We start from the raw sequence: 17,531 nt of genomic DNA, 5'->3' as shown, positions 1-17,531 counted from the left end.
TACGACGCCGCGCCGCTCTTGTAGGCGCCGGCTTGCCGGCGATGGCATCAACTCGGTTCAAGTGAAGTGCCGAGTCGTTTGCATCGCTGGCAAGCCAGCACCTACAGGGGTCCGCGTTGCGGGATGTTGATTGCAGTCCCACCAGATCAGAGAGATTGGATGTGAGCAAGAGAGCCTATAACTTCTGTGCCGGTCCCGCGGCGCTTCCTGAAGCAGTCCTGCAGCGCGCGCAGGGTGAACTCCTCGACTGGCATGGAAAAGGCCTCTCCGTGATGGAAATGAGCCATCGCAGCGATGAGTTCGTGTCCATTGCCACCAAGGCCGAGCAGGATATGCGCGACTTGCTGGACATCCCGTCCGACTACAAAGTGTTGTTCCTGCAGGGTGGGGCGAGCCAGCAGTTCGCTCAGATTCCGCTGAACCTACTGCCGGAAAGCGGCACTGCCGACTATATCGACACCGGTATCTGGGGGCAGAAGGCCATTGAAGAGGCCTCCCGTTACGGTCACGTCAATGTGGCGGGCACGGCCAAGCCTTACGATTACTTCGCCATTCCCGGTCAGAACGAGTGGAAACTCTCGAAGGACGCGGCCTACGTTCACTACGTGGCGAACGAAACCATCGGCGGCCTGGAGTTTGACTGGGTTCCCGAGGTGGGTGATGTTCCGCTGGTGTGCGACATGTCCTCGGACATCCTCTCGCGCCCGATCGACGTGTCCAAGTACGGCATGATCTACGCCGGCGCGCAGAAGAACATCGGCCCGAGCGGCATCCTGGTCAATATCATTCGCGAAGACCTGTTGGGTCGTGCCCGTTCGCTGTGCCCGACCATGCTCAACTACAAGGTCGCGGCCGATAACGGCTCGATGTACAACACCCCGCCGGCCTTCGCCTGGTACCTGTCGGGCCTGGTATTCGAGTGGCTGAAAGAGCAGGGCGGTGTGGCTGCCATGGGCAAGCTCAACGAAGAGAAGAAACGTACCCTGTACGACTTCATCGACGCCAGCGGCCTGTACAGCAACCCGATCAACCTGACTGATCGTTCTTGGATGAACGTGCCGTTCCGCCTGGCGGACGACCGTCTGGACAAGCCATTCCTGGCCGGCGCCGACGAGCGCGGCCTGTTGAACCTCAAGGGCCACCGTTCGGTAGGTGGCATGCGCGCCTCCATCTATAACGCTGTCGATATCCACGCCGTCAAGGCGCTGGTGGCTTACATGGCAGAGTTCGAAAAGGAACACGGCTAATGTCTGAGCAAGAACTCAAGGCCCTGCGCGTACGCATTGACAGCCTGGACGAGAAAGTCCTGGAGCTGATCAGTGAGCGCGCGCGGTGCGCCCAGGAAGTTGCACGGGTGAAAATGGCTTCTTTGGCTGAAGGCGAAGTGCCGGTGTTCTACCGCCCGGAGCGCGAAGCCCAGGTGCTCAAGCGGGTGATGGAGCGCAACAAGGGCCCGTTGGGCAACGAAGAGATGGCGCGGTTGTTCCGTGAAATCATGTCTTCGTGCCTGGCATTGGAGCAGCCGCTGAAAGTGGCTTACCTCGGCCCTGAAGGCACCTTCACCCAAGCCGCGGCCATGAAGCACTTTGGCCACGCCGTGATCAGCAAGCCAATGGCTGCGATCGACGAAGTGTTCCGTGAAGTGGCCGCCGGGGCGGTGAATTTTGGCGTGGTGCCGGTGGAAAACTCCACCGAAGGTGCCGTCAACCACACCCTCGACAGCTTCCTTGAGCACGACATGGTGATCTGCGGCGAAGTCGAGCTGCGTATCCACCATCACCTGCTGGTGGGCGAAAACACCAAGACCGACAGCATCAGCCGCATCTACTCCCACGCGCAGTCCCTGGCCCAGTGCCGCAAGTGGCTGGACGCGCATTACCCGAACGTGGAGCGCGTGGCGGTATCCAGCAACGCCGAAGCGGCGAAGCGGGTCAAGGGCGAGTGGAATTCGGCGGCGATTGCCGGCGACATGGCTGCTGGCCTGTATGGCCTGACGCGCCTGGCCGAGAAAATCGAGGACCGCCCGGATAACTCCACGCGCTTCCTGATGATCGGCAGCCAGGAAGTGCCGCCGACCGGCGACGACAAGACCTCGATCATCGTCTCCATGAGCAACAAGCCCGGCGCGCTGCATGAGCTGCTGGTGCCGTTCCACGACAACGGGATTGACCTGACGCGAATCGAGACTCGTCCTTCGCGCAGCGGTAAATGGACTTATGTGTTCTTTATCGACTTCGTCGGCCATCACCGCGACCCACTGGTCAAGGGTGTGCTCGAGAAAATCAGTCAGGAAGCCGTGGCACTCAAGGTGCTGGGCTCTTACCCGAAAGCGGTTTTGTGAGGCTTTAACATGAGTGGCAACTTCCTCGCCCTGGCGCAGCCGGGCGTGCAACAACTGTCGCCTTACGTTCCGGGCAAGCCTGTGGACGAGCTGGCGCGTGAGTTGAATCTGGATCCATCGAAGATCGTAAAGCTGGCCAGTAACGAAAACCCGATGGGTCCAAGTCCCAAGGTATTGGCCGCGATCCGTGATGCGCTGGCCGAGCTGACCCGCTATCCCGATGGTAATGGCTTTGCGCTCAAGTCCCTGTTGGCGGAAAAATGCCGGGTTGAGCTGAACCAGGTGACCCTGGGTAACGGCTCCAACGACATCCTGGAGCTGGTCGGACGTGCCTATCTGGCGCCGGGCCTGAACGCGGTGTTCAGTGAGCATGCGTTTGCGGTCTATCCGATCGTCACTCAGGCCGTTGGCGCCGAGGCGCGCGTGATTCCTGCGAAAGATTGGGGTCATGACCTGCCGGCCATGCTGGCGGCCATCGATGACCAGACCCGCGTCGTGTTTATCGCCAACCCGAATAACCCGACCGGCACCTGGTTCAGCGCCGAGGTGCTGGACAACTTCCTGCAAGACGTGCCGGAGCACGTGCTGGTGGTGTTGGACGAGGCTTACATCGAGTACGCCGAAGGCAGTGACCTGCCGGACGGCCTGGACTTCCTCGCGGCTTATCCGAACCTGCTGGTCTCGCGCACCTTCTCCAAGGCCTATGGCCTGGCGTCGCTGCGGGTCGGCTATGGCCTGTCCACCGCCGTGGTGGCCGATGTGCTGAACCGTGTTCGCCAGCCCTTCAACGTCAACAGCCTGGCGCTGGCGGCGGCTTGCGCTGCGGTGCAGGATGCCGAGTACCTGGAAGAAGGCCGTCGCCTCAACGAAAGCGGCATGCTGCAGTTGCAGGAGGGTTTCCGTGAGCTGGGCCTGGGCTGGATTCCGTCCAAGGGCAACTTCATCTGTGTCGATCTCGGCCAGGTAGCGGCGCCGGTGTTCCAGGGCCTGCTGCGCGAAGGCGTGATCGTGCGTCCGGTGGCCAACTACGGCATGCCGAACCACCTGCGTATCACCATCGGTTTGCCTGCTGAAAACAGTCGCTTCCTTGAGGCGCTGGCCAAGGTTCTGGCTCGTGGTTGATGTCACTGCATTGCAACCTGCTGTGCCTATGATCGGTCGCCTGGTGGTGGTCGGTCTGGGATTGATCGGCGGCTCCTTCGCCAAGGGCCTGCGGGAAAGTGGCCTGTGTGGCGAAGTGGTCGGTGTAGACCTGGACCCGCAATCGCGCAAGTTGGCGGTTGAGTTGGGGGTGGTGGACCGTTGTGAGGCGGACCTCGCCGTTGCTTGTCAGGGCGCGGATGTCATTCAGTTGGCGGTGCCGATCCTGGCCATGGAGAAGTTGCTGGCGCTGTTGGCTGGCATGGACCTTGGACAAGCCATCCTGACCGACGTCGGCAGTGCAAAGGGCAATGTCGTTCGTGCCGCCCGGCTGGCCTTTGGTGGCATGCCTGCGCGCTTTGTACCGGGGCACCCGATTGCCGGTTCCGAGCAGAGCGGCGTGGAAGCGTCCAATGCGCAGTTGTTCCGCCGTCATAAAGTGATTCTGACGCCACTGGATGAAACCGATCCTGCGGCATTGGCCGTGGTGGATCGGCTCTGGCGCGAGCTGGGGGCGGATGTCGAGCATATGCAGGTCGAGCGCCACGATGAAGTGTTGGCGGCGACCAGTCATCTGCCGCATTTGCTGGCGTTTGGCCTGGTGGATTCGCTGGCCAAGCGCAACGAGAACCTCGAGATTTTCCGTTACGCCGCCGGTGGCTTCCGCGACTTTACCCGGATCGCCGGCAGCGACCCGGTGATGTGGCATGACATCTTCCTCGCCAACCGCGATGCAGTGTTGCGCACTCTGGATACATTCCGCAGCGACCTTGACGCCTTGCGCGACGCGGTCGATGCCGGCGACGGGCATCAGTTGTTGGGCGTGTTCACCCGTGCGCGGGTGGCGCGGGAGCATTTCAGCAAGATTCTGGCGCGTCGGGCTTATATGGATGCTGCTGTAAACGCGGATGATCTGGTCTTCCTCGCCAGCCCCGGTGGCCGCTTGAGCGGGCAGATTCGGATGCCTGGGGATAAATCGATCTCCCATCGTTCGATCATGCTGGGCTCCCTGGCGGACGGTGTCACCGAGGTGGAAGGCTTCCTGGAAGGCGAAGACGCCCTGGCGACCTTGCAGGCGTTTCGTGACATGGGCGTGGTGATTGAAGGCCCGCACCATGGGCGCGTCACCATTCATGGGGTTGGCCTGCATGGCTTGAAGCCGGCGCCAGGCCCGATCTATCTCGGTAATTCGGGCACTTCCATGCGGTTGTTGTCCGGTTTGCTCGCGGCCCAGAGCTTCGACAGTGTGTTGACGGGCGATGCGTCGCTGTCCAAGCGCCCAATGAATCGCGTGGCCAAGCCATTGCGCGAAATGGGCGCGGTGATCGAGACCGGGCCGGAAGGCCGGCCGCCGCTGACGATTCGTGGTGGCCAGGCACTGAAAGGGCTGACCTACGCATTGCCGATGGCCAGTGCCCAGGTTAAATCCTGCCTGTTGCTGGCCGGGTTGTATGCCGAGGGTAAAACCTCGATTACCGAGCCGGCGCCGACCCGCGACCATACCGAGCGGATGTTGCGCGGTTTTGGTTATCCGGTGGAGGTGGTGGGTGCTACGGCTTCGGTCGAATCCGGTCACTCGCTTGTTGCGACTCATATTGAAGTGCCGGGTGATATTTCCTCCTCGGCGTTTTTCCTGGTGGCGGCATCGATTGCCGAAGGCTCCGAGTTGTTGCTTGAGCATGTGGGCATCAATCCGACCCGTACCGGGGTGATCGATATCCTGCGGCTGATGGGGGCGGATATCACCCTGGAAAACCAGCGCGAAGTCGGTGGTGAGCCGGTTGCTGACCTGCGCGTTCGTGCGGCGGCGTTGAAGGGCATCGAGATTCCCGAAGCCCTGGTTCCGCTGGCTATCGATGAGTTTCCGGTACTGTTCGTGGCTGCGGCATGTGCCGAAGGCCGGACGGTACTGCGCGGGGCAGAGGAGCTGCGGGTCAAGGAGTCTGACCGGATCCAGGTCATGGCCGACGGTCTGCTGGCCCTGGGTGTGAAGTGTGAACCAACACCTGATGGGATTATCATCGAGGGTGGCGTGATAGGTGGTGGTGAGGTCCATGCCCATGGAGATCACCGGATTGCCATGGCCTTCAGCGTGGCATCCCTGCGAGCGGCTGCGCCGATTCGTATCCATGACTGTGCCAACGTGGCTACGTCTTTTCCGAATTTTCTTACACTGTGTGCCCAAGTCGGCCTCCGTGTAGCCCAAGAGGCTCAATTGTGAATATCAAAGCACCGGTGATTACCATCGACGGGCCAAGTGGCTCGGGCAAAGGCACGATCGCCGGCATCCTGGCCAAGCGCCTGGGCTGGTGCCTGTTGGATTCCGGGGCGCTGTACCGCTTGCTGGCCTTTGCGGCCCGCAACCATGGCGTCGACCTGACCAACGAAGAATCGCTGAAGTTGTTGGCTGCGCATCTTGATGTGCAGTTCGTCGGGGCGACGGAAGGTCATCCCCAGCGCATCATCCTTGAAGGGGATGATGTGACCGATGATCTACGTAACGAGCAGGTCGGTTCCTGGGCTTCGCAGGTCGCCGCACTGCCGGCGGTGCGCGACGCTTTGCTGCAGCGCCAGCGGGCTTTCCAGGAACCGCCGGGCCTTGTGGCTGACGGCCGCGACATGGGCACGGTGGTGTTTCCCGACGCGCCACTGAAGATTTTCCTGACCGCCAGCGCCGAGGAGCGGGCCCGTCGCCGTTACTTGCAGTTGAAGGGCAAAGTCGATGGTGTTAGTCTGTCGAGTCTGCTAGATGAGATACGTGCACGCGATGAGCGTGATACCCAGCGTGCGGTAGCCCCGCTCAAGCCGGCGGCTGACGCCATACAGCTGGATTCCACGGAGTTGTCCATCGAGCAGGTGCTGGAACGCATCTTGAGTGAAATCGCCATTCGCGATATCGCCGGGTGACCAAGAAGGCTGCAGGGGACCAGTCATAGTCCTGCGGTGCTTCTTCTAATTGAAACTAACCCACACCGTCTGGGGTGTGGAGATGGGCGTATTCTTCGCCCTTATCAACAGGAATTAAAATGAGCGAAAGCTTTGCGGAACTCTTTGAAGAAAGCCTAAAAACCCTGAACCTTCAGGCAGGCTCCATCATCACCGGTGTTATTGTTGATATCGATTACCAAGCTCGCTGGGTAACCGTTCACGCTGGTCTGAAGTCTGAAGCTCTGATCCCGCTGGAACAGTTCTACAACGATGCTGGCGACCTGACTATCAATGTCGGTGACGAAGTTCACGTTGCTCTGGACTCGGTTGAAGACGGTTTCGGTGAAACCAAGCTGTCCCGTGAAAAAGCCAAGCGCGCTGAATGCTGGATTGTTCTCGAAGCAGCCTTCGCAGCTGAAGAAGTGGTCAAGGGCGTTATCAACGGTAAGGTTAAAGGCGGCTTCACTGTCGACGTTAACGGCATCCGTGCGTTCCTGCCAGGTTCTTTGGTCGACGTTCGTCCTGTGCGCGACACCACGCACCTGGAAGGCAAAGAACTCGAATTCAAGGTCATCAAACTCGACCAGAAACGCAACAACGTTGTCGTTTCCCGTCGCAGTGTCCTGGAAGCAGAGAACTCCGCCGAGCGTGAAGCTCTGCTGGAATCCCTGCAGGAAGGCCAACAAGTCAAAGGTATCGTCAAGAACCTCACCGATTACGGCGCATTCGTCGATCTGGGTGGCGTCGATGGCCTGCTGCACATTACCGACATGGCTTGGAAGCGTATCAAGCATCCATCGGAAATCGTCAACGTTGGCGACGAGATCGATGTCAAGGTTCTGAAGTACGATCGTGAGCGCAACCGTGTCTCCCTGGGCTTGAAACAGCTGGGCGAAGATCCATGGGTCGCTATCAAGGCTCGTTACCCAGAAAGCACTCGCGTCACCGCGCGTGTTACCAACCTGACCGACTACGGCTGCTTCGCAGAGCTGGAAGAAGGCGTGGAAGGCCTGGTACACGTTTCCGAAATGGACTGGACCAACAAGAACATCCACCCTTCGAAAGTCGTACAAGTCGGCGACGAAGTGGAAGTTATGGTTCTGGACATCGACGAAGAGCGTCGTCGTATCTCCCTCGGCATCAAGCAGTGCAAATCTAACCCATGGGAAGATTTCTCTGGCCAGTTCAACAAGGGCGATAAAATCTCCGGCACCATCAAGTCGATCACCGATTTCGGTATCTTCATTGGTCTGGACGGCGGCATCGACGGCCTGGTTCACCTGTCCGACATCTCCTGGAACGAAGTGGGCGAAGAAGCTGTTCGTCGCTTCAAGAAGGGCGACGAGCTGGACACCGTTATCCTGTCGGTTGACCCAGAGCGCGAGCGCATCTCCCTGGGTATCAAGCAACTGGAAAGCGATCCGTTCTCCGAGTACGTTCAAGAGAACGACAAAGGCGCAATCGTTAAAGGCATCGTGAAAGAAGTTGACGCCAAAGGCGCCATCATCACTCTGGCCGACGATATCGAAGCGACTCTGAAAGCCTCCGAAATCAGCCGTGACCGCGTTGAAGACGCGCGCAACGTTCTGAAAGAAGGCGAAGAAGTAGAAGCCAAGATCATCAGCGTTGACCGCAAGAGCCGCGTAATCCAGCTCTCCATCAAGTCGAAAGACGATGCTGAAGAGAAAGAAGCCATCCAGAGCCTGCGCGACAAGCCAGCTACCTCTGAGCCTTCTGCTGGTCCTACCACTCTGGGCGACCTGCTGCGTGCACAAATGGAAAAACAGAACTAAGTTCTGTCAGACCATAGAAAAAGGGCGACTTCGGTCGCCCTTTTTTGTGCCTGGGATTTGGTGTTGCGCGAACTTCGTCTGGGTGTTCTGCAGCTGGCGCGCTGTGGTCTTGCTGGTAGCGCATTCGCGCTCATAGGCTCCCTCAGCCAGTTACCACGCTTGAGTGGCTTCTGTGCCTCTACGCGAGGCGAGGGGTGGTGGGCTCTAAAGCTGTGGCTCCGAGAGTTACGCCCCAACTCTTTGAATATAAGTCAATACTTGGGCTGTTCAAATTCCTCCGGTCATGCTAAAACCTTCGAAGCGCTTTTCCTAGCTGCTTGAAAAAGAAGGGAAAAATATGACGAAGTCGGAGTTGATCGAACGAATTGTCACCCATCAAGGGCTGCTCTCATCCAAGGATGTGGAGCTGGCCATCAAGACCATGCTTGAGCAGATGTCCCAGTGTCTTGCTACCGGCGATCGGATTGAGATTCGTGGGTTTGGTAGCTTTTCGCTGCATTATCGGGCGCCGCGTGTGGGGCGTAATCCGAAGACTGGCCAATCCGTTAGCCTCGATGGCAAGTTCGTGCCTCACTTCAAGCCAGGCAAGGAATTGCGGGATCGGGTGAACGAAGACGAGGAAGAAGGCGTCTGAGTGTTTTTTGGGTAGGAGAAGGTTATGCGTGGGATTAAGCGCGTTGTTCTCGTGCTGGCGATGCTGATTGTCGTGCTGGCAGTGTTAGGGTTCGTGCTGGAAAACCAGCAGGGTGTGTGTCTTTCATTCCTGGGGTTGGTGACCGGGCAGATGCCCGTATCGGTGTTTGTGGTGGTGGCCTTGATAATTGGAATGCTGCTGGGGCCGCTGTTAAGTGTCATCGTTGGATGGAATCGACGTGAAAAGTCTATGACTGCAGGGCGCGGGTAGAGCTTCCATGGGTATTGCAGTGAACTCCTGAACCGTTCGTCGGACGATTCTCGTGCAGTACACATCAGTGCTTGGAGTGATCTGGCGGGTGGTAAATCCGGCGATACCACTGATTATTGTCTCGTTGCTACAAAATTTTCTTTCTTGTCCTTCTCGGGCGACCTTTATCAGGGTTGCCCCTAGGTGTTAAGGAAGCGCCCTACGGATAAGTCAAGACTTGTAATATGTCAGCGAGATGGCAGAATGGAATCTGTTCTCGATAACAGGCATTTTTTGCGCTCAAAACTCGGCAGCGACGCTGGGTTTTTCGGTCATATAACTAGAATAAAAATACACAATTTTGTCTGCATAACGAGCCCGCAGTTTCTCTTTGAAGGCAGGTTTTTGTTGTGAGTAGTAGCTTCCGTGCTCCCCCGGTTCGATCATCCGAAGAAATTGATTTTGTGCGGCTTTTCGCGTCTGTCTGGCAACAAAAAAAACTTCTGCTTTTTGTCACCATCGGCGCGGGATTGATTGCTGCATCCTACGCATTTTTAGCTGATCCTTTATATAAAATCAGCAGTGTTTTGCGTCCTGCCGCTATTAATGATTTAGATGCGCTAAATCGTTCAGAGATTTATCAGCTGCCTCCTTCCGAAGCGCTCCTCAAAGTAGGCGCGGCACTTGACTCCTATGATACCCGTCTGGGCTATTTCAGGAAAAATCAGAAGCTTTTCGAGAAGTTTGTTCGTCCTGGGCAGACGCTGGAGCAGAGTTTTCAAGAATTCAATCATGACTCTATCCGTTTGATTCTTCCTGATGCAGATAAGAAAAATTCGCTGAGTGCCTACATCAAGCTCGAGATGATGTATCCGAAAGGCGTCGACGGCGTCTCTATTCTTAATGGCTTTGTCGACTACGCTATCGCAAGTGAGCGCGAGCGCATCACGGCTGATTTGAATGTGATCGCTAAAAACCGTTTGAGGGAGCTTAACGGCAAGCTCGATTCGGCTCGCTCAAACTACGATATTGAAAAAGAAGCCAAAATAGCATCATTGCGAGAATCCGACTCCTTGAGGCGGGCGCAATTGCAAGATGAGTTGAAGGCGCTGCGGTCTCAGCTGAAGACCTTACGTAGTGACCGTATCGCTCAACTGAATGAGGCAATAGGGATTGCCCGTTCCTTGGGTATTCAAAAGCCAGCTACGCCTTCCTCACTTGGCGAATCGGCTGTAACAGGTGCTGGCAGTGTGATGCGTACTGAGGTGAACAATCAGCAGATTCCGCTCTATTTTATGGGGGTGGATGCGCTTAAGGCTGAGCTTGCTGCATTGCAGTCGCGGAAGTCGGACGACTTTACCGAGTCGCGCATCGCTCAAATCGCCAAGGAGCTTCAGTTGCTGGCCTCCAACCGAGAGGTTGAAGTGCTGGATGCTCGAAAAAATGAAGATATCTTTCTTGCGGGTGTTCAACCGCTGCGAACAGAGATTTTCCGCTTGAGCAGTCTGAATATTGATATGGCGAAGCTGAAGTTGGTGAGCATTGACCAGCAAGCCCTTGAGCCACTGGTTCCGTCGAGTCCTAATCGCCCATTGATCATTTTGCTTGGCCTGCTCTTCGGCGCTGTTGCCGCGATAGGTATTGCGCTGGTCAGGCAGGCGTTACGTGCTGCTCGGGTTAATACAGAGCACGATAGGCACGACCTGGCAGCTTCGCTTCTTCAGTCCTCGGGCTCCGGGGCCGCTCAGCTGGATCGGCAACAAGAGCTTGGCAATAAGTTACTCCAAAAATAATTCCACGCACGTGAAGCCTTTCGCCTCACGTGCTTCCCCCGGGCCGTATGTCTTGTTTTCGTGCGGAATCTATATTACACGCCAGCGCAAATCTGAACGGTCATCTGAAAGGCTCTTCTGGGCGGCTTTCGACTATCGGAAGTTACCTGAATTTCGCGACGGGTCTTCATGAGGTTTCGATGTTTGATCTGTATTTACTTGTGCGTGCGGTCAAGCGTGCTGCGCAAGTTTATATTGTTAGCTTAATAGTTGAAGGTTGCGCCGGCCAACGAGGTTTGATGTCACTGATTTGCGTGTGACTTCTTGATTAGTGGCTTATGGCTAGTATCTGGTGAGAGTTGGATAAAGGTGCGGCCTGCTCAGGTTGGCTGCGCGAAGTGCGCCGGCGAGCACCAATGAGCTAGGTGGTACGGTCGAGCGTGGGCTCAATCGTCACGGGGAATATACAGATGGGGCGGGATCCTTATGGGACAACGACCCAATTTCAATGAATGGTTGCGACGCGCCGCTGCCGTGAAACGACGCACTGCAAATGTTGCGGTAAAACGTTGTCCGGTCCTGAACTGGGCAGGGGTGGTGGGGTCTCATACGCAGTATAGGGGACCAGCGAGGCGTTATGTCGGCACGCTTGGTGATGATATGCTGCAGAGCAGAAGTGGTTGCAGTTGGAGCGGCAAAAGGTCGCTTGCGCGTAATCGGTAGGTCAGGCAGGAGCAAGGCAGCGTTGCTGGTTTCCAGACTGATTCTCTGACTAAATAATGATATGGAATCGTTGGTAATCTAATGACTTTAAAGATCTTGAGTGTTTTCGGTACGCGACCGGAAGCTATAAAAATGGCTCCATTAGCTTTAGCGTTGAATGCAGATGAGCGTTTTGAGGCCAAAATCTGCGTCACGGGTCAACACCGTGAAATGCTGGATCAAGTGTTAGAGTTATTTAAACTTGAGCCTGACTTTGATCTGAATATCATGAAGTCGGGTCAAGACCTTACCGATGTGACAACTGGTATTCTTCAGGGAATGAAGGAAATCTTCCGGACCTATCGGCCGGATATTGTTTTGGTGCATGGCGATACCGCCACGACCTTTGCAACTACATTGGCGGCGTATTATCAGCAAATTCCTGTCGCTCATATCGAAGCAGGACTTCGTACCGGGAATTTATACTCTCCCTGGCCGGAAGAGGCCAATCGAAAGTTGACGGGAGCGCTCGCGTGTCTTCACTTCGCTCCTACCGAAAGATCGGAGCAGAATTTACTGCGTGAAGGGGTTGCACCTGACGCAATTCATGTGACGGGAAATACTGTAATTGACGCTCTGCTTGAGGTCGTCCAGAAGCTCGAGTCCAATGAACAGTTAAAGCAGAAATTTTCTCAGCAGTTCGCTTTTTTACCCACTCAGCGCCGCGTCATCCTCGTGACAGGGCATCGACGTGAAAGCTTCGGCGATGGATTCGAAAGAATTTGCAGTTCGTTGGCTACGATTGCCCATGAGTTTGATGATGTCGAGATTGTCTACCCTGTTCATTTAAATCCAAATGTCCGTGAACCGGTCAATCGTTTGTTGGCTGGCATAAAAAATATTCACCTCATAGAACCCTTGGATTATCTGCCTTTCGTATATTTGATGAATCGGTCGTATTTGATTCTGACTGATTCCGGTGGCGTGCAGGAAGAGGCTCCTTCTTTGGGCAAGCCTGTCCTGGTAATGCGGGACACTACTGAGCGGCCTGAGGCGATTGAGGCCGGTACCGTAAGATTGGTCGGTACAGAGAAGGACAAGATAGTTCACCATTTGCGTGAGCTTTTACTTGATCAAAAGGCTTACGAGGAAATGAGCTTTGCTCATAATCCTTATGGTGATGGTAACGCCTGCGTGCGCATTGTTAATGCTCTAGCCACTTTCAAAAATTAAGGTTTGGTCATGGAATTTTCCACTATTTCTGTCATTGGTCTGGGCTACATTGGTTTGCCAACCGCAGCCGTTTTTGCCGCGCGAAAGTTAAAGGTCATTGGTGTCGACGTTAATCAAAAGGCCGTCGACACGATCAACGGTGGACAGATTCATATCGTTGAGCCTGATTTGGACATAGTCGTGCATGCGGCCGTGACCGAGGGGTATCTGCGCGCGAGCACTCGACCAGAGCCGGCGGATGCTTTCCTGATTGCCGTGCCCACTCCGTTCAAGGATGGTCATGCTCCAGATCTTTCTTACATTGAGTCCGCAAGCAAATCCATTGCGCCAGTACTGAAAAAGGGTGACCTGGTCATTCTTGAGTCCACCTCACCGGTGGGGGCGACCGAAAAGATGGCGTCGTGGCTGGCTGAAGCACGTCCTGACCTGACGTTTCCGCAGACCCATGGCGAGGCGTCGGACGTTCGCGTTGCGCACTGCCCTGAGCGTGTACTTCCAGGTCATGTTTTGCGTGAGTTGGTACAGAATGATCGAGTCATTGGCGGGATGACCCCCAAGTGCTCGGACGCGGCGACACGTCTCTACAAGTTGTTTGTAGAGGGCGAGTGTATTATCACCAATGCCCGAACCGCAGAAATGTGCAAGTTGACAGAGAACAGCTTTCGCGATGTCAACATCGCCTTCGCGAACGAATTGTCGATGATATGCGATAAGTTTGATGTCGACGTCTGGGAGCTTATCAAGCTTGCCAACCGGCACCCTCGCGTTAATATTCTCCAGCCAGGGCCTGGCGTGGGTGGACACTGCATCGCCGTTGACCCTTGGTTCATCGTCAGCCAGGCTGATGGTCAGGCGAAACTGATCAAAACGGCACGTGAGGTCAATGACTCGAAACCATCGTGGGTTATTGAAAAGGTTGATGCTGCTGTGGCCGATCATCTGTCGAGTCACCCCGAGAAGTCGGAAAAAGACATTGTTATTGCGTGCTTCGGCCTGGCATTCAAGCCCGATATTGACGACCTGCGTGAAAGTCCATCTCTGGAAATTACGAAAAATATCTCAAACCGTCACGCCGGGAAAGTTATTGTCGTAGAACCTAATATTGATTCTCTGCCTGCGACGTTGCCGAATGTTGAGTTATGCACAATAGAAGAAGCGTTTGAGCGAGCGGATGTCTTATTGTTGTTAGTGGATCACAAGCCATTCAAAAGTGTTGCTTCTTCACTTCTCCAGGGGCGTCAGATTGTTGATACTCGGGGAATCTGGCTTGTATGAAAATTCTTCCGGTTATTATGTCTGGGGGCTCTGGAACGAGGCTCTGGCCGCTTAGCAGAACTCTTTACCCCAAGCAGTTTCTGGCAATTTCGGGGCGAGAGACGTTGTTTCAGCAGGCTATTGCCCGACTGTTGAAGATCGGCGGTCAAGGCTCGGATTTGCTGGCCCCATGCATCGTTGCCAATGATGAGCATCGTTTCCTGTGTCTCGACCAGATACGGGAGATGAGCGTTTCTAAAGCTGTAGTCATTCTTGAGCCGGTAGGACGCAATACTGCTCCTGCGCTTACGTTGGCGGCGCTCTATGCGCGCGATGAAGTGGGTCAGGAAGTTGACCCTGTCCTGGTTGTTGTCCCGGCCGACCAGATGATTCTCGATATTCAAGCCTTTACTGATACGGTCAGTAAAGCTATCGACGTTGCAAAAGACGGCAGCATTGTGATCTTGGGGATCACGCCTGACCGTCCTGAAACGGGTTATGGTTATATCCACTCGGCAGATCCCTCTAACGTCAAGAGGGTGGACGCGTTTGTTGAAAAACCTGAGCGGTCAACTGCAGAAAAATACCTGGAAGATGGAAGCTATTTCTGGAATAGCGGCATTTTTGTGCTGCGTGCGTCAGTCTGGTTGAAAGCACTGAGCGCGTTCAGAAGGGACATCTTCGATGCCACTGAAGCCGCGTGGAAGGGCCGAGTTCAGGATAATGGGTTTATTCGACCACAACTCGAAGCGTTCTCCCTGATACCGCCAGAGTCAATCGACTATGCCGTGATCGAACATTGTGCGAAAACGCCTTCAGCCGGTCTGACGCTAAAAATGCTGACGATGGACGCCGGTTGGTCTGATCTGGGTGCATGGGATGCTGTTTGGCGTTCGAGTGAAAAGGACGAAAAACAAAACGCTACTCATGGCGATGTAATCATAGACTCCAGCTCCAATACATTGGTTTACGCCTCTCACCGTTTAGTAACGGCCGTGGGGCTTGAAAATATTGTTATCGTCGAAACGCCTGATGCGGTATTGGTTGCGGATAAAGACCGTAGCCAGGGTGTCAAGGCCATTGTCGAAGCATTGAATGTCAAGGCCAGGCCAGAGTCAAAGCTTCATCGTCGTGTTCATCGCCCCTGGGGCTGGTACGACAGCATAGATTCCGGCTCGCGCTTTCAGGTGAAGCGAATACTGGTGAAGCCTAAAGCAACATTGAGTTTGCAGAAGCATTACCACCGCGCGGAACACTGGATTGTTGTGTCTGGCACCGCTGAGGTCACCTGTGAAGATCGCGTTTTTCAGCTGAACGAGAACCAGAGTACTTATATCCCTATTGGCCATGTTCATCGCCTTTCCAATCCCGGCACCATTCCTCTTGAGATCATTGAGGTGCAGTCAGGAACGTACTTGGGTGAGGATGATATTGTTCGATTTGACGATACCTATGGACGTGTTTAAGGCTTAAATTTTTAGGAGTTGTACAGATGCAGAAGCATGCGCTGGTTACTGGTGTTACAGGTCAGGATGGGGCTTACCTTGTCGAACTGCTGCTGTCCAAGGGGTATAAGGTTTATGGCGCCTATCGCCGGACAAGTTCTGTAAGTTTTTGGCGATTAGAGGAACTTGGCGTTTTTGGGCATGATGATCTTCACCTCGTCGAATTTGATTTGACTGACCTCTCCGGGACCATTCGTTTAATTCAGAATTGCGCCCCGGACGAGGTGTATAACCTGGCGGCTCAAAGCTTCGTAGGTGTTTCCTTCGATCAGCCTATTACAACCGCGCAGATTACGGGTGTCGGTGCGCTTAATTTGCTGGAAGCGATCCGAATAGTAAATCCGAAGATTCGCTTCTATCAAGCTTCGACATCTGAAATGTTTGGATTGGTACAGGCTGTTCCTCAATCTGAAAGCACACCCTTCTACCCGCGTAGTCCTTACGGCGTTGCGAAGTTGTTTGCGCATTGGACAACCATTAATTATCGCGAGTCATATGGCATTTTTGCCACCAGCGGCATTCTGTTCAACCATGAGTCTCCGCTGCGAGGAAAAGAGTTTGTTACTCGGAAAATTACCGATGCTGTAGCCAGTATCGAAATGGGCGAGCAGCAAGTCTTGGAACTTGGAAACATGGATGCCAAACGAGACTGGGGTTTTGCTAAAGAGTATGTAGATGGCATGCACCGGATGTTGCAAATCGACACGCCGGAAACATTTGTGCTGGCCACAAATCGCACGGAAACTGTTCGTGATTTTGTTGCCATGAGCTTCAAAGCTGTAGGCGTTGATATTGATTGGTCCGGAAGTGGCGAGAATGAATTCGGCGTTGATCGTCGGACCGGCGTCACCCGGGTAAAAGTCAATCCACGCTTCTATCGACCTGCGGAAGTAGAGTTGTTGATTGGCGATGCGTCCTTTGCAAAAGAGCGGTTAGGCTGGGAACCAGAAACGACGCTGGAGCAACTGTGCCAGTTGATGGTTGAAGCTGACTTGAGAAGGGTTCGCAATGGCACTTCAAAGTAACGATCGGACAGTACTGATTACAGGGCTCTCAGGTTTCACCGGGAAGCACTTGGCGGAAAGCCTCACCCAAGCTGGCTGGCGGGTCGCCGGCCTGGGAGGGGAGCGGCTGGCGTGTGAGTTTGACCATCTGGACGCGGACCTGAATGACACGGAGCGGCTCAGTGGTTGGATCAAGCAGGTTCAACCCACTCATATTATTCATTTGGCCGCGCTGGCGCATGTCACTGGCAGCGATGCCTTGTCATACTACCGGGTCAATGTGTTGGGTACGGAAAGCCTTCTTAATGCGATTAAGGAGGCAGCGGTGGCTGTTGAGAAAATCATCATTGCAAGCAGTGCAAATATTTACGGAAACGCCATTTCATCGCCCATTTCAGAGAGCAGTGAACCGCAGCCCGTTAACCATTACGCATTGAGCAAGCTGACGATGGAGGCCCTGGTCCGCAAGTGGTTTTCTCGTATGCCTATATTGGTGGTGCGGCCATTCAACTACACCGGACCAGGCCAGTCGGAGTCATTCGTTTTCTCCAAGATCGTGGGCGCGTTTGCTCGTGGGGAAAAGGAACTCAGGCTAGGCAACCTGGATGTTTCCCGGGACTTGTCTGATGTCGGTTTTGTGGTGGAGGCCTATTCGAGGCTGTTGACGTCTGATCAACGCGGTGAGTTTATAAATATTTGCTCAGGTCGCAGCATTTCTTTACTGAGCGTGATTGATGAAATGGCACAGATTGCAGGTTATCGGCCAACGATAATAGTTGATCCTGCCTTTGTCAGGGAAGATGAAGTTAAAGAGCTTTACGGTAGTCCGGCCAAGCTCTTTGATGCGGTGGGTGAAATTGATGTGCCTAATTTGCACGATACATTGCTTTCAATGTATCAGCAGAAGGTGGTTGTTTAATACTGGTGGCTGGTAACGGGTTGGTGCACTGTGCGTATATGTTTTTTTGCTAATATG

14 protein-coding genes are annotated in these 17,531 nt (G+C 54.8%); all 14 read left to right on the top strand.

What is annotated here, in order from left to right:
• The first annotated feature begins 161 nt into the window (after nt 1–161).
• The 14 genes from serC to V3W39_RS03405 all read left to right on the top strand — a co-directional run bounded on the left by serC (nt 162) and on the right by V3W39_RS03405 (nt 17,474).
• Complete coding sequence (gene serC / locus V3W39_RS03470) at nt 162–1,247, top strand: 3-phosphoserine/phosphohydroxythreonine transaminase (RefSeq protein WP_177045562.1); 1,086 nt, start codon at nt 162–164, stop codon at nt 1,245–1,247.
• On the top strand, nt 1,247–2,341 hold the full coding sequence (pheA, locus tag V3W39_RS03465) for a prephenate dehydratase (RefSeq protein ID WP_003218812.1): 1,095 nt from the start codon (nt 1,247–1,249) through the stop codon (nt 2,339–2,341). The genes serC and pheA overlap by 1 nt, the downstream gene beginning before the upstream one ends.
• Before the next feature lie 9 nt (nt 2,342–2,350).
• Entirely contained in the window at nt 2,351–3,463 is a 1,113-nt protein-coding gene (gene hisC / locus V3W39_RS03460) for a histidinol-phosphate transaminase (protein WP_177045560.1), read from the top strand.
• A 28-nt stretch (nt 3,464–3,491) separates the two neighbouring features.
• Complete coding sequence (locus V3W39_RS03455) at nt 3,492–5,702, top strand: bifunctional prephenate dehydrogenase/3-phosphoshikimate 1-carboxyvinyltransferase (protein ID WP_330212319.1); 2,211 nt, start codon at nt 3,492–3,494, stop codon at nt 5,700–5,702.
• A complete protein-coding gene (gene cmk / locus V3W39_RS03450) occupies nt 5,699–6,388 on the top strand; it encodes a (d)CMP kinase (RefSeq protein WP_016971485.1) in 690 nt (229 codons plus the stop codon). Before V3W39_RS03455 ends, cmk begins: the two co-directional genes overlap by 4 nt.
• A gap of 119 nt (nt 6,389–6,507) precedes the next feature.
• Nucleotides 6,508–8,202 (top strand): 30S ribosomal protein S1, encoded by a 1,695-nt coding sequence (gene rpsA / locus V3W39_RS03445; RefSeq protein ID WP_003218806.1) that lies wholly within the window; start codon nt 6,508–6,510, stop codon nt 8,200–8,202.
• Between the two features lie 337 nt (nt 8,203–8,539).
• Entirely contained in the window at nt 8,540–8,836 is a 297-nt protein-coding gene (ihfB, locus tag V3W39_RS03440; protein WP_003218804.1) for an integration host factor subunit beta, read from the top strand.
• Nucleotides 8,837–8,860: 24 nt separating this feature from the next.
• Entirely contained in the window at nt 8,861–9,106 is a 246-nt protein-coding gene (locus V3W39_RS03435; RefSeq protein WP_330212197.1) for a lipopolysaccharide assembly protein LapA domain-containing protein, read from the top strand.
• A 389-nt stretch (nt 9,107–9,495) separates the two neighbouring features.
• On the top strand, nt 9,496–10,878 hold the full coding sequence (locus V3W39_RS03430; RefSeq protein WP_330212196.1) for a Wzz/FepE/Etk N-terminal domain-containing protein: 1,383 nt from the start codon (nt 9,496–9,498) through the stop codon (nt 10,876–10,878).
• Nucleotides 10,879–11,661: 783 nt separating this feature from the next.
• Nucleotides 11,662–12,792, top strand: a complete 1,131-nt coding sequence (gene wecB / locus V3W39_RS03425; protein ID WP_177075639.1) for a non-hydrolyzing UDP-N-acetylglucosamine 2-epimerase — start codon at nt 11,662–11,664, stop codon at nt 12,790–12,792.
• A 9-nt stretch (nt 12,793–12,801) separates the two neighbouring features.
• Complete coding sequence (gene wecC, locus V3W39_RS03420) at nt 12,802–14,067, top strand: UDP-N-acetyl-D-mannosamine dehydrogenase (protein ID WP_177075637.1); 1,266 nt, start codon at nt 12,802–12,804, stop codon at nt 14,065–14,067.
• A complete protein-coding gene (locus V3W39_RS03415) occupies nt 14,064–15,512 on the top strand; it encodes a mannose-1-phosphate guanylyltransferase/mannose-6-phosphate isomerase (RefSeq protein WP_177045549.1) in 1,449 nt (482 codons plus the stop codon). Before wecC ends, V3W39_RS03415 begins: the two co-directional genes overlap by 4 nt.
• Before the next feature lie 26 nt (nt 15,513–15,538).
• Nucleotides 15,539–16,576 carry a GDP-mannose 4,6-dehydratase gene (gmd, locus tag V3W39_RS03410; protein ID WP_177045547.1) on the top strand — a complete coding sequence of 346 codons (1,038 nt, stop codon included), beginning with the start codon at nt 15,539–15,541 and terminating at the stop codon, nt 16,574–16,576.
• Nucleotides 16,560–17,474, top strand: coding sequence for a GDP-mannose 4,6-dehydratase (locus V3W39_RS03405; protein ID WP_259196079.1), 915 nt, complete (start codon nt 16,560–16,562; stop codon nt 17,472–17,474). Before gmd ends, V3W39_RS03405 begins: the two co-directional genes overlap by 17 nt.
• Nucleotides 17,475–17,531 lie beyond the last annotated feature (57 nt).

The organism is Pseudomonas sp. Z18(2022) (assembly GCF_036346535.1).
In the GTDB taxonomy this organism is placed as follows: Bacteria; Pseudomonadota; Gammaproteobacteria; order Pseudomonadales; family Pseudomonadaceae; genus Aquipseudomonas; species Aquipseudomonas yamanorum_A.
Note: the sequence above shows the minus strand (reverse complement) of the source record. Positions and strands in the feature narration are given on the sequence as shown.